A 19998-nucleotide genomic window follows, 5' to 3' on the forward strand; every position below is an offset into this window, starting at 1 on the left:
AGAAGCCGTCCCGCTCCCGCCGGACGGCTTCTTGCTTGCAGGGCGCAAGCGGACGCTGCGCTCAGTCGCGGGCGTTGTGGATCAGGTCGATCACCATCTTCTGGATCGAGGGTTCCAGTGCCAGGGCGACGTGGCCGATGCCGATGACCGGGATGTTCCAGGCGCCCTCCAGGTGGGCCGAGCTTTGCGGCGAGATGATGTTGTCGTGCTGGGAATAGATCGACACGATGTGGCCCAGCGCATCGGCTTCTTCGGTGGCGGCCAGCTTTTGCAACCATTCGCTGCTGCGTCCTTCTTCGTAGCGGCCCAGCCAGTTCATTTCACCGCAGTTGATGCCGATGCCGAAGTTGGCAATGGCCGTGCCATGGTGTGGCGTGCCCAGGGTGATCACGCGGGCCACGCGGTCGCAGCCGTGATCGCGCAGGTAGGCGCGGGCAGCCAGTCCGCCCATGCTGTGGGCGAGGATGACGATCTTTTTCTGCCCGGTCTCGGCCAGTACGCGTTGCACGGCTGCATGCACCAGGGGCGCGTAGTCATCGATGCTGCCGAAGACCGGTTCCATGTCCAGCGCGTAGTGGGTAATGCGGGCTTCGCGCAGCTCCAGGCTCATCCAGCGCCAATAGCCGCTGTTGCAGCCGTAGCCGTGGATGAGCAGCACCGGCAGCGAGGTCGTGTCGGGGTAGCTGAACTGTTCGAAGCGCAGGAAGGGCATGCCCCAGGACGAGCACAGCATGGTGGCGCGGAATTCGCGCAGGAACAGCGTGGCGATCTGCAGCCAGGTGATCTCCACCGGGTTGGAGGTGCGGCCGCGATAGGGCCAGGTCAGGAAAAAGCTGTTGGCGGTGATTTGGGCGCGCAGCAGCAGCACGATCAGTACGCCCCCTCCTGCAGCGGCCAGGATGGGCCAGTCGAAATGCCGCAACAGGAAGTAGAACAGGATCGCGATGCCGAACTGGATGAGGAGCAGGGTTCTGGAGATGCGTGAAATCATGCGGGCGTCGGTCGGAGGCGGTCAGGTCCAAGGGCATGCGGCTGCAACCCTTCGGCCGAGAGCATAACAGAGCGCGGCGGGGCGCTCATGTCGTCTTCATGACTTGGCGTCAGGCGGACTGTCGGCGGCCCGGGGGCGCGGCGTGAGGTCGACCAGGCGGGTGCCGGCCAGGCGGTCGTGCAGGAACTGGCCATGCGGATCCATGCGCGCGGTCATGGCCCACAGCAGCAGGTTGGCTGCGGGGATCAGAAACAGCAACCAGGCCTGGCTGCGCGTGAGCGAAGCCAGCGCCAGGCCCGGCAGTATCCACAGCCAGGCCAGCAGGAAGCGCAGCAGGGCACGCCAGGGGCGCAGCGGCAGGCCGTCGCGGTCGACCACGCGAAAACGCCAGGTCTTCATGGCCAGCGTCTGTCCGCCGTGGGTCCAGAACCAGATGAAGTAGGCCGCCAGTACCAGGAACAGCCAGCCCTCCAGGGCATGACGCAGGTAAAGCGCGTGGCGCTGCTGCAGCAGTGTCGAAAACAGCCAGCCCGACATGAACAGCACGCCAAACAGCAGCATGGATTCATAGAGCATGCTGCTCATGCGGCGGCGCAGGGAGGGCGTGGTCAGTTCCGGCATGGTTCCTGTGGATTCCGTTCTGGATGAGGTGATCTGAAGCCATCGGCGCGTGGTGAGCGACATGGCCGCCAGATGGTAATGCAATCAGGCGCGCTTGCCTATGCGCATGCTTGAGGCAGGGCAAGAATGTGCATCATGCGCTGAGTGGTCCTGGCGATGGATGTGCCAATGCCGCCGCATGCAGGGGGGGGCGGCGGCAGGAATGGCGAGAAGGTAGGGGCAGCAGGTGAAAGCGGGCAGTATCTGCCCGGGCTTACTTGCTATCGTTCGATACCGTGGTCCCAGGGACGACGGCTGCACTGACGGCCACGGTCGTGGGTGCCGATGCCGTCGGCGCCATCGCGGGCACCGGGGTGGCTTGCGAGCCCGGCACCAGCGCAGGCGCCGGTGCTGTGGCAGGGGTGGGGGCGGGGACGACAGGCAACGGCCGGTCCAGTGCCTCGGCGGGCAACTGGATGGCCGGGGCTGCCGCAGAGGGCGAGGTCGGCAACTTGGCCACGCGTCTGGGCAGCCGGGATTCGGCCAGCTTCTTTTTCTGTTCTTCGGAAAGCTGCTGGTACTTGGCCCATTGCTCGTGCTTTTCTTCCGCATCCAGCTTCTTGGCGCGGGCGTAATTGGTACGGGCGGCGCTGCGCTCGGCCGGCGTGAGCTTGACCCAGTCGCGCATGCGCTCGTGCAGGCGCTGTTGTGCTTCCGGCTTCATCCTGGTGTAGCGCTTGCCGATTTCCAGCCATTTTTCCCGCTGCAGCTCACTCATGCGCGGCCATTCGCCGGTCAGCGGTTCCAGGGCCTGGCGCTGGGCGGGCGACAGGTTGGCCCAGGCCAGCTTGTTCTCCGGTTTGCGGGCAGCAGACTTGCCGGTCGACTTGTTGGCATGCGTGGCAGCGGCTGCCGGCGCGGGGGACGGTGTCGTCGCTGTTGTGCCGGGGGCGGCAGCCGGTGCCGGGGTGACGCTGGCTGCTGCCGGTGCTGCAGCGGTCGGGGTGCTTTGCGCCGGCGCATTCTGTGCCACGGTCCAGGCGCAGCTCAATCCACCGGCCAGCACCGCCAGCGCCAGCGCAATGCGCCAGGGGCGAACGCAAGCCTTTGCAGCAGTGCCGGTGGTCTTGTGCATCGTCTTATTGTCCCTTTTCGGCCAGGTAGGCGTTGAAACCATGATCCAGATAAGCCGACAGCGGCAGCTCGTCGGAGAGTACGGCCGCATCGATGTCAGCCAGGTAGCTCACGCGCTTGGCGTGTTCGTGCTGATAGATGCCGGCGAACAGAACGATGCCCAGCAGCAGCGGGGCAGCCACGCCCAGGCGATTCCACCACGACGGTTTTTCGGATGACATCATGGCGCCACCCAGGGCACCGGCCAGCACGGGCTGCTGCACGCGCACGTGGATCGGCGCCTGCTTCTTGCGCGCCAGCGCGACGCGGCGGGCCGCCGCCAGGCTTTGCAACGTGTCGTCGGACAGATTGTCCAGATTGGCGTCAAGCGCCAGCTTCACCTTGTAGGCGAACTGCATTTCCTTGTTGGTCATAATGAGATTCCTTTGGCTCTGAGAGCTTGAGCCAGCGCGTGTGTTGCGCGGGAGCAATGGGTTTTGACGCTACCTTCGGAGCAACCCATGGCGGCGGCTGTTTCCGCCACGTCCATGTCCTGCCAGTAACGCATCAGGAACGCTTCCCGTTGACGTGTCGGCAGCTTTTGTATCTCGGCATCGATGAGGTTCAGGGTCTGCTCGCGCTCGACCTTGTCGGCGCTGGATTCGGCCGCTTCCGTGCCGTCTGCCGACTCCAGGCTCTCGAGCAGGTCGAAATCCTCGCCGCCCTCGCCGTCGCCGCCATTGCCGCCAAAGCTGGAGAACAGGCTGACCCAGGTGTTGCGCACCTTTTCGCGGCGGAAGAAATCGTGAATGGTGTTCTGCAGGATGCGCTGGAACAGCATCGGCAGTTCCTCGACCGGCTTGTCGCCGTATTTCTCGGCCAGCTTGATCATTGCATCCTGAACGACGTCCAGCGCCACTTCATCCTTGCGCACGGCATACACCGCCTGTTTGAAGGCGCGGCGTTCGACACTTTCAAGAAAATCGGAGAGTTCTTTGTCAGTTGCCATGCAATACGGTGTGCCGGATGGGTCACCGGCCAGATCAGTTAAAAACCTTCATCCTGGCCAGCCTAGATGCGAAAAATGCAAGAAATCGTCAAAAAGCAGACCGAATGCTAGCAAAAATGGTCCTCCTTGTCCTGAAGTTTATCCGCGGCCGCGTCGGCGAACGCGAGTATTGACAACGATTTCACCGGAATTCGCTTGACCAAAATGATGCAACGCATTACTGTCCTGTTCTCCGCCTCCCACATCTGGGGCGTTTTTGTTCCTTGCCGGTGCTTCACATAAGGTCGTGCCGGTGCGAGGAAACGCTTTATAGGTTTAAAGCTTGTTTGTTCTAACCCGTGCCACAAGCGCGAGGAATCAGTAAAAGTCGAACTTGATCCAAGGCTGAACGAGTCGCGTTGAGCGGCGTTTCAAACTCCACTACGGTTGGAGCGCAGAAACGGCGTGACCGCACAATAAAGGGATGCTGCCGGCAAGACGACGAATGCGATTCCGTCAGGAGAGAACATCCGATCAATTTCCAATGGACCTTGAAAGGAAGCAGCATGAGTGCTGAGCAACTCACCGGCGCGGACATACTCGTCCGATGCCTGGCTGAAGAGGGTGTTGAACACGTCTTCGGCTATCCTGGTGGCGCCGTCCTCTACATCTACGACGCAATCTTCAAGCAAGACAAATTCCAGCACATCCTGGTTCGTCACGAACAGGCCGCCGTGCATGCCGCTGACGCGTATTCGCGCAGCTCGCAGAAAGTCGGCGTGGCCATCGTCACTTCCGGCCCCGGCGTGACCAATGCGGTCACCGGCCTGGCGACGGCCTACATGGATTCGATTCCCATGGTGGTGATCTCCGGCCAGGTGCCGTCGACCGCCATCGGCCAGGACGCGTTCCAGGAGTGCGACACCGTCGGTATCACCCGCCCCTGCGTGAAGCACAACTTCCTCGTGAAGGATGTGAAGGACCTGGCGGAAACCGTCAAGAAAGCCTTCTATATCGCCACCACCGGCCGTCCCGGCCCGGTCCTGGTCGATATCCCGAAGGACATCACCATGCACACCTGCGCCTACGAGTATCCGAAGGCGGTGGAAATGCGTTCCTACAAGCCGGTCGACAAGGGCCACTCGGGTCAGATCCGCAAGGCGCTGCAACTGCTGCTGTCGGCCGAGCGCCCGATGATCTATACCGGCGGTGGCATCATCCTGGCCAATGCCGCGCCGGAGCTCAACAAGCTGGTCGATCGCCTGGGCTATCCCTGTACCAATACCCTCATGGGTCTGGGCGCCTATCGTTCGTCCAGCGACAAGTTCGTGGGCATGCCCGGCATGCACGGTACCTACGAAGCCAACATGGCCATGCAGCACTGCGACGTGTTGATCGCCATCGGCGCGCGCTTCGATGACCGCGTGATCGGCAACCCGAAGCACTTCGCTTCGCATGCCCGCAAGATCATTCATATCGATATCGATCCGTCGTCGATTTCCAAGCGCGTCAAGGTCGACATCCCCATCGTGGGCAACGTCAAGGACGTGCTGCAGGAACTGCTGTCGCAACTGGATTCGGCCGAGACCCGCCAGAACGGCGCGGCGCTGGATGCCTGGTGGAAGCAGATCAACGAATGGCGCAAGCGTGACTGCCTCAAGTTCGCGACCTCCGACGAATTCATCAAGCCGCAATCGGTGGTGCAGAAGGTGTGGGAAGTGACCAAGGGCGATGCCTTCATCACCTCCGACGTCGGCCAGCACCAGATGTGGGCTGCGCAATACTACGGTTTCGACAAGCCGCGCCGCTGGATCAATTCCGGTGGCCTGGGCACCATGGGCGTGGGCCTGCCGTACGCCATGGGCGTGCAGATGGCCAACCCCGATGCGACGGTCGCCTGCATCACCGGCGAAGCCTCGATCCAGATGTGCATCCAGGAGCTGGCGACCTGCAAGCAGTATCACCTGACGCCCAAGATCATTCTGCTCAACAACCGCTTCCTGGGCATGGTGCGCCAGTGGCAGCAGATCGACTACGGTTCGCGCTATTCCGAGTCCTACATGGATTCGCTGCCGGACTTCAACAAGCTGGCGGAGTCCTACGGCCACGTCGGCATGAAAATCGAGAAACCGGGCGATGTCGACGGCGCGCTGCGCGAAGCCTTCGCCATGAAGGACAGGCTGGTCTTCATGAACTTCATCACGGATCAAACCGAGAACGTCTGGCCGATGGTCAAGGCGGGCAAGGGTTTGACTGAAATGTTGCTGGGTTCGGAGGATCTCTAACATGCGCCATATCATTTCTGTGCTGCTGGAAAACGAAGCCGGCGCATTGTCCCGTGTCGTGGGTCTGTTCTCCGCACGCGGCTACAACATCGAAACGCTCACCGTTGCACCCACCGAAGATTCGACCCTGTCGCGCATGACCATCGTGACCTCGGGTTCGGATGATGTGATCGAACAGATCACCAAACACCTGAATCGCCTGATCGAGGTGGTGAAGGTCGTCGATCTGACCGAAGGCGCGCACATCGAGCGCGAACTGATGCTGATCAAGGTGCGCGCAGTGGGCAAGGAACGGGAAGAGATGAAACGCACTGCGGATATCTTCCGTGGCCGCATCATCGACGTCACCGAAAAGACCTACACGATCGAGCTGACCGGCGCCAAGAGCAAGCTGGACGCCTTCATCGACGCCCTGGATCGCACCGCGATCCTGGAAACGGTCCGTACCGGCGGCTCCGGCATCGGCCGTGGCGAGCGGATCCTGAAGATCTGATCGACCGCGCCAGGCAGTACGCATCACACACATACACATACATTCAAATTCGAGTTACTCGGAACATAGGAAAAAATCATGAAAGTTTTCTACGACAAAGACGCAGACCTGTCCCTGATCAAGAACAAGAACGTGACCATCATCGGTTACGGTTCGCAAGGCCACGCCCACGCCCTGAACCTGAAGGATTCCGGCGTGAAGGTGACCGTTGGTCTGCGCAAGGGCGGTGCGTCCTGGTCCAAGGCTGAAAAGGCCGGCCTGAAGGTCGCTGAAGTCAACGACGCCGTCAAGGATGCCGACGTCATCATGATCCTGCTGCCCGACGAAAACATCGGCCAGGTCTATGCCGAAAACGTCGCGCCCTTCGCCAAGCAAGGCGCTACCGTCGCCTTCGCCCACGGCTTCAACATCCACTATGGCCAGGTCGTGCCGCGCGCTGACCTGGACATCATCATGATCGCCCCCAAGGCCCCCGGCCACACCGTGCGTTCGACCTACAGCCAGGGTGGCGGTGTGCCGCACCTGATCGCCGTGCACCAGGACAAGTCCGGCAGCGCCCGTGACCTGGCCCTGTCGTACGCCACCGCCAACGGCGGCGGCCGTGCCGGCATCATCGAAACCAACTTCCGCGAAGAAACCGAAACCGACCTGTTCGGCGAACAAGCCGTGCTGTGCGGTGGTACCGTGGAACTGATCAAGGCCGGTTTCGAAACCCTGGTCGAAGCTGGCTACGCCCCGGAAATGGCTTACTTCGAGTGCCTGCACGAGCTCAAGCTGATCGTCGACCTGATCTATGAAGGCGGTATCGCCAACATGAACTACTCGATCTCCAACAACGCCGAATACGGCGAGTACGTGACCGGCCCGCGCGTGATCAACGCCGAAAGCAAGGCTGCCATGAAGAAGGTGCTGGAAGACATCCAGACCGGCGAATACGCCAAGAGCTTCATCCTGGAAAACAAGGCCGGTGCACCGACCCTGATGTCGCGTCGTCGCATCAACGCCGAACACCAGATCGAAATCGTGGGCGAGAAGCTGCGCGCCATGATGCCCTGGATCAAGGCCAACAAGCTGGTCGATCAAAGCAAGAACTGATCTGCCGCTGGCAGCGCAAGACCCTGAAAACGCCACGGTTCGCCGTGGCGTTTTTTTTTCGTCCATGTGCGGTGTCGCCCATGGTCATTGCGTTACGGCTTGTTGCACTTGGCCAAGAACCAATTCTTGACACATGTCGTCGAAGTGCCGGGTAGATGCTTGGCAGATGAAGCTATCATCACCCCCGTCACCGACCAAGAATAAAGAGGATCCCTTATGACACCTTCCCGCAAACTGATGCTGGGCGCCGTCCTGGCCACGGCCTGCATCGCTGCCCAGGCGCAGACATCGAACAGCGCCCCGGCGACTGTCCCGACCACCGGCACCCTGGTCGTGGTCCCGGCCAGCGGCGAAATCAGCGTACCGAACGATCAGGCGCGCGTGACCCTGCAGGTCGAAGAGCAGGACAAGGACAAGTCTGCCGCCGCCTCCCGCGTGAACCAGAAGATGAAGCAGGGCATCGAGCTCCTCAAGCGGCAGGATCCGCAGGCCGCGCTGAAGAGCTACGGTTATTACACCTACGCGGTCTATGCGGAACCACCGCAGGTCACGCCGCAGCAGCCCCGTCAACCGGCCAAGGCGCGTCAGGTCGTGGGATGGCGGGTCGGCCAGTATCTGGAGATGACCACCGAGAACCTGGCGGCGCTGCCCAAGACCGTCTCCTCAGCCCAGGCCCTGATGAGCCTCAATGGCCTGCAATTCGGCTTGAGCCCGGCAGCGGCCAGGAAGCTGGATGCGACCCTGGTCAATGCCACCTATCGCAACCTGGAAGAGCGCATCGGCTTCATCGCCCATGCCATGTACCGTGCGCCATCGGATGCGGTGGTTGAAACCGTGGACTTCGAAGGCTCCGGCAACTATGCCGCAGCGGCGCCCGCGCCCATGATGGCCAAGGCCATGATGCGTTCGGACATGGCGCAGGAAAGTACGTCGGTCGCCGAGCCCAGCTTTGAGCCGGGTGAATCCACCGTCAACATGCGCCTGGTGGGCAAGGTGCGCTTCAAGTAAGCCAATGAACCGAAGCGTTCGGTCCGAACGCTTCATATCAAGAATCGTCAACCCGCTCGGGTTGGCAGGGGAGGGAGGCTATAATCGGCCTCCCTTTCCGTTTCAAGAAGATCATCTCATCATGCGGACCTTCACCAAGCTGCTCCTGCCGCTCTTCACCGCCCTGGTGGCCAGCACGGCCCATGCCGACATCTGTGCCGACCTGCGCGCCATCCACCAGCAGTCGCAGTCGCATTTTGACGGCTGGAAGAAAGACGGCCCCGATTCCGTCATGAAGAGCGAGAAGCGCGGCCCGATCTATCTGTCCAACTTCATGCTCGATGGTGCCGAGAGTTGCGCCATTGCCGACAATTCCTCGGTCTATACCTGCATCTGGCGCTATCCCACGCCGGCCGACATGGGCCGCGCCTATCAGCGCCTGGTCAACGATGTGAAGGCTTGTGCGCCGCTGGCGAAAGAGCCCCCGGGCATCATCGCCGACGAGCCGCAGGAGCGCCGTCAGGGCGACTTGCGCCAGATCACGGAAGTCACCGGCCTGGACTACGCCGACGCCGAAGTGACGATTCTGATCGGACAGATGCAGCTGACCGGTCCGCGCGGCCTGGCGCGCAATGAGCTCAAGCTGAGCTTCTCGCGCCCGCAACCGCGCTGAGGCGGTCCGCCGGGCCCGGATGGCCCGGCTCATGTCGTGCGGCGCCTCGAAACATTGTGCTCAATGGCCCGAGATGCACCGCCACCGGCCTGGTGGCGGTGCATTTCATTGCATTTAACGGGCGCTGGACTAGAATAGGCACGCTTTTACTTTTGAACTTTCCGCGAGTACCGCGCGATCCCTGGAGCAACATTGAACAATAACCACTATCCCCATCCCATCATCGCCCGCGAAGGCTGGCCCTTCCTGACCATCGCCGTGGTCGTGGCAGCGCTGGCAAGCTATTTCTGTGGCGCCTGGTCCTTCCCGCTGTGGATCATCGCGCTGTTCGTGCTGCAGTTTTTCCGCGACCCGCCGCGCGTCATCCCGCAAGCCGCCAATGCCGTGCTGTCCCCGGCCGATGGCCGCATCGTTGTGGTGGCCCGTGCCCATGATCCCTACACTGACCGCGAAGCCCTGAAGATCAGCGTCTTCATGAACGTCTTCAACGTCCATTCCAACCGTGCCCCGGTGGATGGCAAGATCGAGAAGGTGCAGTACTTCCCCGGCAGGTTCGTCAATGCCGACCTCGACAAGGCCTCGCTGGAAAACGAACGCAACGCCTTGGCCATCACCACCACCAGCGGCCACAGCGTGACCTGCGTGCAGGTGGCTGGCCTGATCGCCCGCCGTATCCTCTGCTACGTGAAGGCCGGCGACACCCTGGCCCGTGGTCAGCGCTATGGCTTCATCCGTTTCGGTTCGCGCGTGGACGTGTACCTGCCGCTGACGGCCACCCCCAAGGTCACCGTCGGTGAAAAGGTCTCGGCCACCGAAACCATTCTGGCCGAACTCTGATCACACCACGAAGGCCTCACCGCGGCCACCCCTGCATGCGCTTGCAGCGGTACCACGGATGAGGCCCAAGCGCAGACTGCGTACTGCGATTTCCGTCCTCCTCACTGATAGATATCGATGCCCACATTACGACGACGCAAGGCCAAGCCCGGCATTCCCTTCCCGAAATCCCTGCGCCGCCCCAAGGTCGCGCAACTGGACGAGGCCGGGCAGGTAGTGGCGCGGCGGCGCTCGCGCGGCATCTACCTGTTGCCCAACGCCTTCACCACGGCGGCGCTCTTCTGCGGGTTCTACGCCATCGTGATGGCCATGAACCTCAAGTTCGACTATGCCTCCATCGCCATCTTCGTGGCCATGGTGCTGGACAGCCTGGATGGTCGCGTGGCCCGCATGACCAATACCCAAAGCGAATTCGGCGCCCAGTACGACAGCTTGTCCGACATGGTCTCCTTCGGCGCCGCGCCGGCGCTGGTGGTCTATGAATGGTCGCTGCGCGGCATGGGCAAGCTGGGCTGGCTGGCGGCCTTCGTCTACTGCGCCGGCGGTGCGCTGCGCCTGGCCCGCTTCAATACCAACATCGCCGTGGTCGACAAGCGCTACTTCCAGGGCTTGCCCAGCCCGGCCGCGGCCGCCCTGGTGGCCGGTTTCGTCTGGCTGATGGATGACCTGCGCTTTGCCGGTACCGACCTGAGCTGGTACGCCTGGGTCATTACCCTCTACGCCGGCATCACCATGGTCACCAATGTGCCGTTCTACAGCTTCAAGGATGTCAACTTCCGCAAGCCGGTGCCCTTCATTGCGGCGCTGCTGGTGGTGGTGGCACTGGTGCTCATTTCCAGCGACCCGTCCAAGGTATTGTTCGGACTGTTCGTGCTGTATGGCCTGTCCGGCTATGGCGTCTATGTCTGGCGCCGCATGAAGGGCAAGCCGGTCAGCATCGTGCAGACCACGGATGAGCACGGCGATGCCCCGCATTGATCCGGTTTTCTTGTAGGGCAGTAAAAAGACAAGGCGATACACCCGGCTCAGGCCGGGTGTTTTTTCGCTGGCTATCGGGGCTATCGGTTTTTATCGTTTCCATTCAGACATCGGAAAATGTAACTGAAGGAAACAGCAGCGACATCTGACCATGCCCGGCCTTGCCCATGCCCCCGGAGTTGCCTAGAATCGACGGGTAGCAGTCTTTTCCTGCATATTCCACATTGGCGGCATGAACATGGCCATCGATACTTCATTGACAACCCTCGGCGGTTCCGACCCCTACGGCCTGCCTGCCGGTGTCGTCCCCGGCAATCCGGTCAAGCCAGCCAACAACCCTGCGGCCCTGGCTCAGGCGGTCGCGCTGTCGACGGATGCTTCGGTGATCGTCACTCTGGGAGGCGGCTCGGCCGACAATGCCGGGCTGACCTACAATGCTGCCGGTCTGTTCGACAGCTTTGTCAGTGCCGGTACGCCGGTGAGCACCCCGGACAGCACGCAGACCGAGGCCACCCAATCCTATTACCAGGGTGTGCTGGGCAGCATTTCCGTCCCTTCTTCTTCCAACACGGGCATCTACGACGGCTCCGGCATGTTCAGCGGACAGGCCCTGGCTTCGCCGCTGTCCTTGCTGCTCAAGTCCAATCCCGACCTGACCGGTTCCATCGTCGAAGACATCGTCAATCAGAGCGTGGTCGGCGGCCTGATCTCGACGACGGCCTGAGTCCGTTCCCTTTTTCTTTCAGTGCGTTCAAGCGGCGATGAGTGTGGCCAGATGGCTACACAGTGCGGGGTCCTGGGCGCTGCGTTCGCTGATGCGGTGATCCACACCCGGCAGGTCGATGATGCGGCAGTGGCTGGCCGAGGTGGCGTGCTGGCGGATCAGTTCGGCGATCTCCGCCGGAATGACGGCATCCTCGGCGGCGCGAATCAGGGTCAGTCGTCCGCGATAGGCGTGCATCATCGGCAGCAGATCGGCGTCGCGCCAGCTGTGTGGCCGTCGCAAGGCGGCGCTGAAGGCTGGTCCGAAGGGCAGGGCGAAGGCTGCACCATCGTAGAGCGCCCCCACCAGGGTAACCACATGGGTGATCTGGTTGTCCGGCCGGCAGGCCAGGCGCAAAGCGATCTCGCCGCTCATGCTCACGCCCACGACGGTACGGGGAGCGACCGTCAAGCGATCCAGGGCGGCCTGCGCTTCGTCCAGGCGTTTGGTCAGGGAATTGGGTAGCAGGGCGCTGCTCTGCCCATGGCCGGAAAAGTCGATGGCCGCACTGGCGCAACCGCGTGCGGCCAGGGACTGGCGCAAGGGCCACTGACGCTGGCGATCGCCTTGTCCGGCACCATGCAGTACCAAGGTGTGAACCGACTGGCCCACCGTGCTGCCCAGGATATCGGCTGCCAGCGTTTCCGCACCGACCGCCAGGGTCAGTTCTTCACGTGCACAGGGTTCAGGCGCCGGCACGATGTCAGTCGTCCGGGTGGCGCCGTTCGACGCCGGGCGTGCTGGCGTAATAATGGTGTTTTGCTTCATACATCAGGCTGTCCGCCCGCTGCACCACCTGCTCCAGGCGCTCGCCGGGAGCGCCGGTGGCGGCGCCCATGGACAGGCTCAGCGGCATGCCCGAGTAGTACTGATTGTTCACTTCGACCAGTTTCTCGATCTGTTCCATCAGCAACTGGCAGCCACGCTCGTCGGTGGCCGGCAGCAGGATGGCGAATTCGTCACCGCCGGTGCGCGCCACGCTGCCGGGACGTTCCACCGCCTTGCCCAGCACTTCGCCCACGCGCCGCAGCAGGGCGTCGCCGGTGGCATGGCCCAGCTCATCGTTGACTTGCTTCAAGCCATTGAGATCGGCCACGATCACGCTGACCGGGAACGGTCCCTTGCGCTCCAGGCGGTTCAGTTCATCGACCATGTAGGCGCGATTGTGCAGCTTGGTCAGTTCATCGTGCTTGCCGAGAAATTCGAGATAGGCTTCGGCCTTCTTGCGGGCGGTGATGTCGGTCAGGGCCACCAGCACCAGGTCCCAGTTGTTCTCGTGACCGGGGAAGACCGAGAATTGCAGGTGCACGTGCAGGGTCTCGCCGGTGAGAGAGTAGTTGACCACTTCGCGGTGGTGCAGCAGGTTGCCGTTCCACAGCTCGATCAACTGTTCGTTGAAATGCGGTCGCATGTCGTCGCGGAACACGTCGGACAGGCGCGAGAGCAAGGTCGCCTTGTCCGGCGCGCCGAACATGGACAGCGTCTGCAGGTTCACGTCGATGACGCGGATCTCCTGCATGCAGCGTTCCACGAATTCCGGATGCACATCCGTGAAGGTGCGGAAATCGGTGATGCCGATGCGATGCAGGTCGTCGAAGAGGCGCTTGACTGCGCTGAAATCTTCCACCCACAGCGAGATGGGTGAATATTCAAACAAGCCGCGCGCATAGTTTTCGCTGCGCGAGAGTTTCTTGCGCGCGGTTTCGCGTTCGGTCACGTTCTCGATGGCCAGCAGGACGTAATCCCAACTCTCTTCACTGCCGGGCATGATGCGGCCGGAGAGCTGGATGTCCAGACGCTTGCCGCCCAGGGTGTAATTCACGGTATAACTGGAAAAGGTGCTGCGGCCTTCCCATAACTGCACCATCTCGTCGATGAAGGTGTCGATCATGTCATCCCGGAACACCTTGTCCAGGTTCGCCACCAGATGCGCCAGGTCGCGCGCTTCATACCATTCCAGGGTGCGACGGTTGACCGCGACCACGCGGATCTGCATGGCGCAGGCCTGCGCCCGGCGGGGATCCTGGCTCAGGTAGCTGCGCAGGTCGGTCACGCCGTCGGCGCGCCATTGGTCGAACAGCCGCTTCAAGCCGCTGTAATCCTCTTTCCACAAGGAAACGGGGGTCAGGTCGAAAGTCTCCTGTTCGGAAAGAGTCGGAACGGGGCGAGCGGGGGAGGATTCGTTCTGCATGACACTTCATCTTTTGCTGATGATGAAGTGTAATGGTTTTACGGAAACTTCTGCATTACTTCCCACCCCGGTTTTTCCGTTTTGCGCAACTTTATCGCTGAAATCCTGATCCAGATGCGTATTTATTAACTAAAAGTTAATTTCGATCACATCGGCTTTGCACATCCGGCATCCCGTACGCGGCGGCTGGCCGCCCAGCGCCGCATGCCACGCAGCCAGCCCGGCAGGCGGTCAGACCAGGGCTGTCGCAGCGGCCGCAGGCACAACAGCTCGCCGCCTTGCGGGGCCAGGATGCCGATCCAGCCCTCATGCGCCAGCACCATCTGCTCGCCATCGGCCAGCCGGGTGTGGCGGCTGACCAGGCGTTCGCCTTGCCACTGCGCCGATTCGGTCACGCATACCTGTGGGGCCTGGCAGAGCAGCTGGCTGCCCGCAGGAAGCCACAGTTGCAGATGCTGGCCCATCGCCAGTGGCAGGACCTGGACGGTGGTGCGGGCAGGAAGCGGGGCAGTCATGGTGTTCTCCTTGTCGAATGGGTCAGCCTGCAGTCTAGGGAGGACGATGCAGGCGCAACAGGCACAGGAAAATTCACTCTGCTGCGTAACAGGCTGATTGTTTTTGCTCTGTTATCCCTGCTTTTCGCCTACTCTGTATCTGTTTCGGTTCCGACCTCAGGACGATGATGACTGTTATGGATACCAGCCTGCTCCTCCCCGACCTGCAGCCTGCGGCACCGCCGCCGGGCACTCCCGCCTCGGCGCTTGCCGCCGCTCCCGATTCCGACTCCGGCCCCGGCCGTCAGCCGCTGTACCGGCGTCTGGCCGGGCATTACCAGGGCGCCATCCAGACCGGCACGCTGGTGGCGGGTGACCGTATGCCGTCGGTGCGCGATCTCATGCGCCAGCACCAGGTGAGCCTGTCGACGGCCCTGCAGACGCTGCGGCATATGGAAGAGGGCGGCTGGCTGGAAGCACGTCCGCGTTCCGGCTATTTCGTGCGCCAGCCGCGCCGCTCGGCGATCCGACCGGTGCAGGAGCCCAAGAGCCTGATGGCCATCGATCCCGAGCAGTATGTCGGCATCCATGAAAAGGTCTCCAAGTACATCGCCCTGCGCCAGAGCGGCGCGCCCCGCATCGACCTCTCCGGCATGACCTGTGCCCCCGAGCTGTATGCGGTGGAGACCTTGAAGCAGGCCGCCATGCGCGCCCTGCGCGAGCGGCCCGAACTGCTCACCAGCGCCATGCCGCACAACGGCAACGCCACCTTCCGCCAGGCGGTGGCGCGGCGCGCATTGCATCACGGCATGCGCATCGATCATGAAGAAGTGGTCGTCACCCACGGTTGTATCGAGGCGCTCAACCTGGCCCTGCGTGCCGTGGCCGGACCGGGAGACACCATTGCGGTGGAGTCGCCCACTTATTTCGGTCTGCTGCAGGCACTGGAAAACCTGGGCATGAAGGCGCTGGAAATCCCGACCAGTCCGCACACCGGCATCTCGGTGGATGCGCTGGAGCTGGCAGTGCGCAGCTACGGCAACATCAAGGGGGTGGTGGTGGTACCCAACCTGCAAAATCCGCTGGGCTGCATCATGCCCGAGGAGCACAAGGACCGGCTGGTCAGGCTATGTGAAGAATTGCGCCTGCCCCTCATCGAGGACGACGCCTACACCGAGCTGGCCGATGGCAACGTGCCGCCTTCCAGCCTCAAGAGTCGTGACCGCAGCGGCAATGTGATCTATTGCGCATCGTTGAACAAGGTGCTGGCCCCGGGCATGCGGCTGGGATGGATGAATGGCGGACGCTGGCATGAGCGGGTCAAGATGCTCAAGTTCACCCATACCCGCGCCAACGAGGAGTGGACCCAGGTCACCGCCGCCGATTTCATCGCCAGCCCGGCCTATGACCGCCATCTGCGCCGCCTGCGGCAGTTGTTGAAGGAGCAGCGCGAGCGCATGGCCGAGTCGATTGCGGCCTATTTCCCGGAAGGCACGCGCCTGAATGTGCCCAATGGCGGCGTGGGGCTGTGGGTGGAACTGCCGGTGCAGGTCTGCTCGCAGCAGCTGTTCGAGCGGGCGCTGGTGGAAGGCGTGGGGGTCTCGCCGGGGGCCATCTTTTCCAATTCCAACCGTTACGGTCATTTTTTGCGCATCTGCTGTGGCCATCCCTTCACCCGTGAACTGGACCAGGCCTTGCGCCGCCTGGGCAGCATCGGCCACAGCCTGGCCTTTCCCTAGCGGCAAGCAGGAATTCAGGAGAATCAGGCATTGCCCGAAAGGGCAGTCTGCTGCAGACTTGTAAAGACATGTAAAGAGCGCGGACAGTCCGTCCCGCGCCTCACGCGCTTTACGAGGGGGGAGCAGGCCATGCCTGAGCAGCAGACCACGCACATCCAGCAATCGCACGCGGCCCGCCTGAATGCGGCCATCGACGCCCACATGGCCGGGCGCCTGGAGGAGGCGCGCGTCGTCTACGAAGCGGTGCTGGAAGACGATCCCATCGAACCGGTAGCGCTGCACTTCTACGGCATCTGGCTGCACCAGGCCGGGCGTCATGCCGAGGCGCTGGACAAGCTGGAGCTCTCCAGCGCCCTCGAACCCGACAATGCCGCCTGGCACAACGACCTGGGCAATGTGCTCTTTGCGCTGGGCGAACTGGACGGTGCGGCCCAGGCCTATGGCGCCGCGCTGGAGATCACGCCTGCGGATCACATGATCTGGAACAACCTGGGGGCCGCGCACCTGCAGCAGGGGCGCCGCGACGAGGCCATCGCCGCCTTCCGGCGCGCCGTCGAGATTGCGCCGGAATTTCTGCCGGCGCTGCTGCACCTGGGCAATCTCTTCGAGGCGGCAGGGGACAAGATGCAGGCCTCGCACTACCAGTGCCGCGCTTATGTGCTGCCGCCGATGGAGGGCAAGTCCTGGGAGATGGTCGGGATTTCCTTCTACTTCCTGGGTCGCCTGGAAGAGGCTGCACAAGCCTATCGTGCCTGGCGTGACAGCGAACCCGACAATCCGATTGCCGCCCACATGCTGGCGGCCTGCTCGCAGCATGATGTGCCGATGCGCGCCTCGGACCGCTACATCGAATCGCACTTCGACCGTTATGCCGAGACCTTCGAGGCCAATCTGCTGGACAGTCTGGGCTATCGCGGCCCCGGCCTGATTGCTCAGGGCGTAGCGCTGGCAGCACCAGCGGCCGGCCAGTGCGCCACCGTCGACATCGGCTGCGGCACCGGGTTGTGCGGTGTTCATCTGCGGCCCTGTTCGCGTCATCTGACCGGTGTCGACCTGGCCGGCAAGATGCTGCAGAAGGCTGCTGCCACCGGCTACTACGATCAACTGGAAAAAGCCGAGATCAGCGATTACCTGCAACGGCATCCGCAATCCTGCGACCTGGTCACGGCAGCCGATACGATGATCTATTTCGGCGATCTGCAGAACGTCTTCACGGCTGTCGCCACGGCCTTGAAGCCGGGCGGCCATTTCGTCTTCACGGTGGAGGTGCTGACCCCGCAGGATGCGGTCAAGGAAGGCTATTGCCTGCATGCCAGCGGACGCTATCGCCACGGTCGCGCTTATGTGCAGTCCCTGTTGCAGGTCGCGGGCATGGAGGTACTGCACCAGAGCGACGAGGTCTTGCGCGAGGAAGTGCGTCAGCCGGTGGCGGGCATGCTGTTCGTGGCGCGCCGGCGGTGAGCCGGCGGCCACTGCGCAGGGCTTCGATCAGGCCGCTGCCGTGAGTGCCGCTTCTACCTGGTCACGATAGGGGATGGGCTGCACCGCACCGTAACCGGTGGTGGAGAGGGCGGCTGCGACATTGGCATAGCGTGCCGCCTGGAAGGGATCGCGCCCGGCCATCAGCTCGGCCATGAAGGCCCCGCCAAAGCAGTCACCTGCACCGGTGGCGTCCAGTGCCTGGACCGGATAGGGGGCCACCATGCGGCGCTGCTCCGACGTGGCGACGTAGCAGCCTTCCTGCCCCAACTTGAAGGCCACCAGCTTCACCCCGTAGGCCAGCAACTGATCGACGATGGCGTCGCGATCATTCAGACCCGTCAGCATCGAGACATCTTCCCAGCTCGGCAGGCAGACATCACAGAGACGCAAGGCGGCGGCCATCTTCTCGCGGGCGCGTGGTAGCGGCCACAGGCGCAGCCGCAGGTTGGTATCCAGCGAAGTGGTCACGCCGGCTGCGCGCGCCTGGACCATCGCTGCCAGCCCGGCCTCGCAGGCACTCTCGCTGATGGCCAGGCTGATGCCTGACAGGTGCAGCGCACCGGCGCCGGCGATGGCCTGCAAGGGCAGATCGGCTGCGCGATAGCGACTGGCAGCCGAACCGGCGCGACGATAGTGGAAGTGATGGCCCTGCGCATCGTGCGTGACGAAATACAGGCCGGTACTGGCGCCGGCCTCCATGCTCACGTGCTGCACATCGACGTTCTCGCGCCGCCACAGGTCCAGCAGGTCCTGGCCGAAATGGTCGTCGCCCACCGCGCTGACATAGCCAGATACCGCGCCCTGGCGGGCGGCGGCGATGGCGAAGTTGGAGGTGTCGCCGCCAAAGCCCTGCAGGTACTGGCGCGGGGTCTCGATGCGCTGGTTGAATTCCACCATGGCTTCGCCGTAGGCGAGGATGGGTTTGCTCATTGCAGGTCTTCTCCGTGGCGATCAGAAGAAGGTCTGCACGATGTCGATGACATCGAAGCGTTGGTCCACCACCACCAGGTGACGCCACTTGTCGAAGGTCAGGCAGGGGTGCGAGATGTCGAAGGCGATCATGTCGCCGACCTGGATGTCGTCTCCCTCGGCAATCTTCAGATAGGCGTGCTGGTCCATCATGCCGGTCACTTCCCAGTGGGACGGGGTGGCTTGCGGTTGCGTATCCTGGCCCGGGCGGAAGCGCGTGACCGGGGCCGGCAGGCCGGCGTCGAAAGCGGCGTCGCGCTTGCCCAGGGCGATGATGGCCTTGTCGCGCTCGGGAATCGATTGCACGTAGGCCCACAGTTGCAGCGCAGGTTGCAACTGGCTGCGCATGCTGTGCGCCACCGGATTGCGCACCTGGATCTGCGATTGCGCGGCACGGTAGATGCCCACGTCATGGGTGAGATAGCAGCCCGGGCGCAGCACCACTTCCAGCGCCGCACCGATGTCGGCCTGGCCGAATTCTTCGGCCACCACGTCGTACCAGGCCGAGCCGGCCCCGGTCAGTATCGCCGGACCCTGCGTCAGGCGGCGCGCCAGGTGGCCTTGCGTGGACAGGTCCTGCAGGCAGGCTACCGCGCGTTGCAGGAAGCGGCGGATGTCGACCTCTTCCTTGAGCACGCCCTCATACACTTCCACGCCAGCCAGGGCAATGCTGTCCCAGCGCGCAATGGCTGCAAGTACCGCCTGCTGTTGCGCTTCATCGCGCACGCCGGTGCGACCGCCCGCGGGCCCCAGTTCCAGCAGTACGTTGAGGGTTTGCTTGCGCTCGGCGAAGAAGCGGCCCAGTTGATCGGCCAGTGCAGCCGAATCGACCAGGCAGAAGAATTCGAAGGAGGGATCGGCCAGCAATTCGGAGATGATGGCCATGTTGCGCTTGCCCACTAGCTGGTTGGCCATGATCACGCGGCGCACGCCGTGGTGATAAGCGGCCAGGGTCTGGTGCGCGGTGGCCAGGGTGATGCCCCAGGCACCGGTGTCGAGCTGGCGCGCAAACAGCTTGGGTGCCATGGTGGTCTTGCCGTGCGGGGCCAGTCTGACCTTGTACTGGCCGACGAAATCCTGCATCCACTTCAGGTTGTGGGCGATCTTTTCCTCATACAACACCGCGGCCGGCAGGCTGATGTCTTCATTGAGCAGGTTCCAGCGCACGTTGCCACCCTGTTGCGGCGTCAGCGGTTGGGTCAGTGCGCCCAGCCCCTTGTTGAGCGGATCGATCATGCCGGCCTGAAACTGGTTCTGGTAGTTTGTATCACTCATCGCTTTAATTCCTGTGAAATTAGGATTGACGTAATAATATCCTTG

Annotated in this window: 20 protein-coding genes; 10 read left to right on the top strand and 10 right to left on the bottom strand. The window is 62.7% G+C overall.

Features of this window, described 5'->3' with window-relative positions; all coding sequences use genetic code 11:
- Window positions 1-61 precede the first annotated feature (61 nt).
- The 5 genes from GWL_RS05560 to GWL_RS05580 all read right to left on the bottom strand — a co-directional run bounded on the left by GWL_RS05560 (window position 62) and on the right by GWL_RS05580 (window position 3713).
- Window positions 62-991 carry a triacylglycerol lipase gene (locus GWL_RS05560; protein WP_008327587.1) on the bottom strand — a complete coding sequence of 310 codons (930 nt, stop codon included), beginning with the start codon at window positions 989-991 and terminating at the stop codon, window positions 62-64.
- A gap of 96 nt (window positions 992-1087) precedes the next feature.
- Window positions 1088-1612 (bottom strand): RDD family protein, encoded by a 525-nt coding sequence (locus GWL_RS05565; protein ID WP_008327588.1) that lies wholly within the window; start codon window positions 1610-1612, stop codon window positions 1088-1090.
- A gap of 253 nt (window positions 1613-1865) precedes the next feature.
- Entirely contained in the window at window positions 1866-2726 is an 861-nt protein-coding gene (locus GWL_RS05570) for a DUF3106 domain-containing protein (RefSeq protein ID WP_008327589.1), read from the bottom strand.
- Window positions 2727-2730: 4 nt separating this feature from the next.
- Window positions 2731-3138 (bottom strand): DUF3619 family protein, encoded by a 408-nt coding sequence (locus tag GWL_RS05575; protein WP_008327590.1) that lies wholly within the window; start codon window positions 3136-3138, stop codon window positions 2731-2733.
- The gene (locus tag GWL_RS05580) at window positions 3135-3713 is read right to left on the bottom strand and encodes an RNA polymerase sigma factor (RefSeq protein ID WP_008327591.1); all 579 of its coding nucleotides are present in this window, start codon (window positions 3711-3713) and stop codon (window positions 3135-3137) included. The genes GWL_RS05575 and GWL_RS05580 overlap by 4 nt, the downstream gene beginning before the upstream one ends.
- Before the next feature lie 545 nt (window positions 3714-4258).
- Here GWL_RS05580 and GWL_RS05585 point away from each other — a divergent pair.
- From GWL_RS05585 to GWL_RS05620, 8 genes are all read left to right on the top strand, one after another.
- Window positions 4259-5977, top strand: a complete 1719-nt coding sequence (locus GWL_RS05585) for an acetolactate synthase 3 catalytic subunit (RefSeq protein ID WP_008327593.1) — start codon at window positions 4259-4261, stop codon at window positions 5975-5977.
- Between the two features lies 1 nt (window position 5978).
- A complete protein-coding gene (gene ilvN, locus GWL_RS05590; RefSeq protein WP_008327594.1) occupies window positions 5979-6470 on the top strand; it encodes an acetolactate synthase small subunit in 492 nt (163 codons plus the stop codon).
- 78 nt (window positions 6471-6548) lie between these two features.
- Window positions 6549-7565, top strand: coding sequence for a ketol-acid reductoisomerase (ilvC, locus tag GWL_RS05595; protein WP_006712890.1), 1017 nt, complete (start codon window positions 6549-6551; stop codon window positions 7563-7565).
- A gap of 216 nt (window positions 7566-7781) precedes the next feature.
- Window positions 7782-8573: an SIMPL domain-containing protein gene (locus tag GWL_RS05600; protein WP_008327596.1), complete on the top strand. Its 792-nt coding sequence runs from the start codon at window positions 7782-7784 to the stop codon at window positions 8571-8573.
- Between the two features lie 121 nt (window positions 8574-8694).
- Window positions 8695-9225, top strand: a complete 531-nt coding sequence (locus GWL_RS05605; protein ID WP_008327598.1) for a hypothetical protein — start codon at window positions 8695-8697, stop codon at window positions 9223-9225.
- 192 nt (window positions 9226-9417) lie between these two features.
- A complete protein-coding gene (locus tag GWL_RS05610; protein ID WP_008327605.1) occupies window positions 9418-10062 on the top strand; it encodes a phosphatidylserine decarboxylase in 645 nt (214 codons plus the stop codon).
- A 117-nt stretch (window positions 10063-10179) separates the two neighbouring features.
- On the top strand, window positions 10180-11040 hold the full coding sequence (gene pssA, locus GWL_RS05615) for a CDP-diacylglycerol--serine O-phosphatidyltransferase (protein ID WP_008327606.1): 861 nt from the start codon (window positions 10180-10182) through the stop codon (window positions 11038-11040).
- 238 nt (window positions 11041-11278) lie between these two features.
- On the top strand, window positions 11279-11764 hold the full coding sequence (locus GWL_RS05620) for a hypothetical protein (protein WP_237713524.1): 486 nt from the start codon (window positions 11279-11281) through the stop codon (window positions 11762-11764).
- 27 nt (window positions 11765-11791) lie between these two features.
- Here GWL_RS05620 and GWL_RS05625 read toward each other — a convergent pair whose 3' ends face one another.
- From GWL_RS05625 to GWL_RS05635, 3 genes are all read right to left on the bottom strand, one after another.
- Window positions 11792-12502, bottom strand: coding sequence for an alpha/beta fold hydrolase (locus GWL_RS05625; RefSeq protein WP_008327610.1), 711 nt, complete (start codon window positions 12500-12502; stop codon window positions 11792-11794).
- 4 nt (window positions 12503-12506) lie between these two features.
- The gene (locus tag GWL_RS05630) at window positions 12507-13994 is read right to left on the bottom strand and encodes a sensor domain-containing diguanylate cyclase (RefSeq protein WP_008327612.1); all 1488 of its coding nucleotides are present in this window, start codon (window positions 13992-13994) and stop codon (window positions 12507-12509) included.
- A gap of 146 nt (window positions 13995-14140) precedes the next feature.
- Entirely contained in the window at window positions 14141-14509 is a 369-nt protein-coding gene (locus tag GWL_RS05635) for a hypothetical protein (RefSeq protein WP_008327614.1), read from the bottom strand.
- Between the two features lie 176 nt (window positions 14510-14685).
- Between GWL_RS05635 and GWL_RS05640 the strand changes: the two genes are divergently transcribed.
- Both GWL_RS05640 and GWL_RS05645 read left to right on the top strand, forming a co-directional pair.
- Window positions 14686-16227, top strand: a complete 1542-nt coding sequence (locus GWL_RS05640; RefSeq protein WP_034350149.1) for a PLP-dependent aminotransferase family protein — start codon at window positions 14686-14688, stop codon at window positions 16225-16227.
- A gap of 129 nt (window positions 16228-16356) precedes the next feature.
- Complete coding sequence (locus GWL_RS05645; RefSeq protein ID WP_008327617.1) at window positions 16357-17688, top strand: tetratricopeptide repeat protein; 1332 nt, start codon at window positions 16357-16359, stop codon at window positions 17686-17688.
- Window positions 17689-17715: 27 nt separating this feature from the next.
- Here the strand turns inward: GWL_RS05645 and GWL_RS05650 are convergent, their stop codons facing one another.
- Together GWL_RS05650 and GWL_RS05655 are read right to left on the bottom strand one after the other, a co-directional pair.
- Entirely contained in the window at window positions 17716-18639 is a 924-nt protein-coding gene (locus GWL_RS05650; RefSeq protein ID WP_008327619.1) for a sugar kinase, read from the bottom strand.
- Between the two features lie 21 nt (window positions 18640-18660).
- Entirely contained in the window at window positions 18661-19953 is a 1293-nt protein-coding gene (locus GWL_RS05655) for an amino acid deaminase (protein WP_008327621.1), read from the bottom strand.
- Window positions 19954-19998: the final 45 nt, after the last annotated feature.

This window comes from Herbaspirillum sp. GW103, from assembly GCF_000261365.1.
In the GTDB taxonomy this organism is placed as follows: domain Bacteria; phylum Pseudomonadota; class Gammaproteobacteria; order Burkholderiales; family Burkholderiaceae_D; genus Herbaspirillum.

Excerpts from the sequence above, each read along its gene's own strand:
- GWL_RS05560 (WP_008327587.1), bottom strand. The coding sequence starts at position 991 with ATGATTTCACGCATCTCCAGAACCCTGCTCCTCATCCAGTTCGGCATC.
- GWL_RS05565 (WP_008327588.1), bottom strand. The coding sequence starts at position 1,612 with ATGCCGGAACTGACCACGCCCTCCCTGCGCCGCCGCATGAGCAGCATG.
- GWL_RS05570 (WP_008327589.1), bottom strand. The coding sequence starts at position 2,726 with ATGCACAAGACCACCGGCACTGCTGCAAAGGCTTGCGTTCGCCCCTGG.
- GWL_RS05575 (WP_008327590.1), bottom strand. The coding sequence starts at position 3,138 with ATGACCAACAAGGAAATGCAGTTCGCCTACAAGGTGAAGCTGGCGCTT.
- GWL_RS05580 (WP_008327591.1), bottom strand. The coding sequence starts at position 3,713 with ATGGCAACTGACAAAGAACTCTCCGATTTTCTTGAAAGTGTCGAACGC.
- GWL_RS05585 (WP_008327593.1), top strand. The coding sequence starts at position 4,259 with ATGAGTGCTGAGCAACTCACCGGCGCGGACATACTCGTCCGATGCCTG.
- ilvN (WP_008327594.1), top strand. The coding sequence starts at position 5,979 with ATGCGCCATATCATTTCTGTGCTGCTGGAAAACGAAGCCGGCGCATTG.
- ilvC (WP_006712890.1), top strand. The coding sequence starts at position 6,549 with ATGAAAGTTTTCTACGACAAAGACGCAGACCTGTCCCTGATCAAGAAC.
- GWL_RS05600 (WP_008327596.1), top strand. The coding sequence starts at position 7,782 with ATGACACCTTCCCGCAAACTGATGCTGGGCGCCGTCCTGGCCACGGCC.
- GWL_RS05605 (WP_008327598.1), top strand. The coding sequence starts at position 8,695 with ATGCGGACCTTCACCAAGCTGCTCCTGCCGCTCTTCACCGCCCTGGTG.
- pssA (WP_008327606.1), top strand. The coding sequence starts at position 10,180 with ATGCCCACATTACGACGACGCAAGGCCAAGCCCGGCATTCCCTTCCCG.
- GWL_RS05620 (WP_237713524.1), top strand. The coding sequence starts at position 11,279 with ATGGCCATCGATACTTCATTGACAACCCTCGGCGGTTCCGACCCCTAC.
- GWL_RS05630 (WP_008327612.1), bottom strand. The coding sequence starts at position 13,994 with ATGCAGAACGAATCCTCCCCCGCTCGCCCCGTTCCGACTCTTTCCGAA.
- GWL_RS05635 (WP_008327614.1), bottom strand. The coding sequence starts at position 14,509 with ATGACTGCCCCGCTTCCTGCCCGCACCACCGTCCAGGTCCTGCCACTG.
- GWL_RS05640 (WP_034350149.1), top strand. The coding sequence starts at position 14,686 with ATGGATACCAGCCTGCTCCTCCCCGACCTGCAGCCTGCGGCACCGCCG.
- GWL_RS05645 (WP_008327617.1), top strand. The coding sequence starts at position 16,357 with ATGCCTGAGCAGCAGACCACGCACATCCAGCAATCGCACGCGGCCCGC.
- GWL_RS05650 (WP_008327619.1), bottom strand. The coding sequence starts at position 18,639 with ATGAGCAAACCCATCCTCGCCTACGGCGAAGCCATGGTGGAATTCAAC.
- GWL_RS05655 (WP_008327621.1), bottom strand. The coding sequence starts at position 19,953 with ATGAGTGATACAAACTACCAGAACCAGTTTCAGGCCGGCATGATCGAT.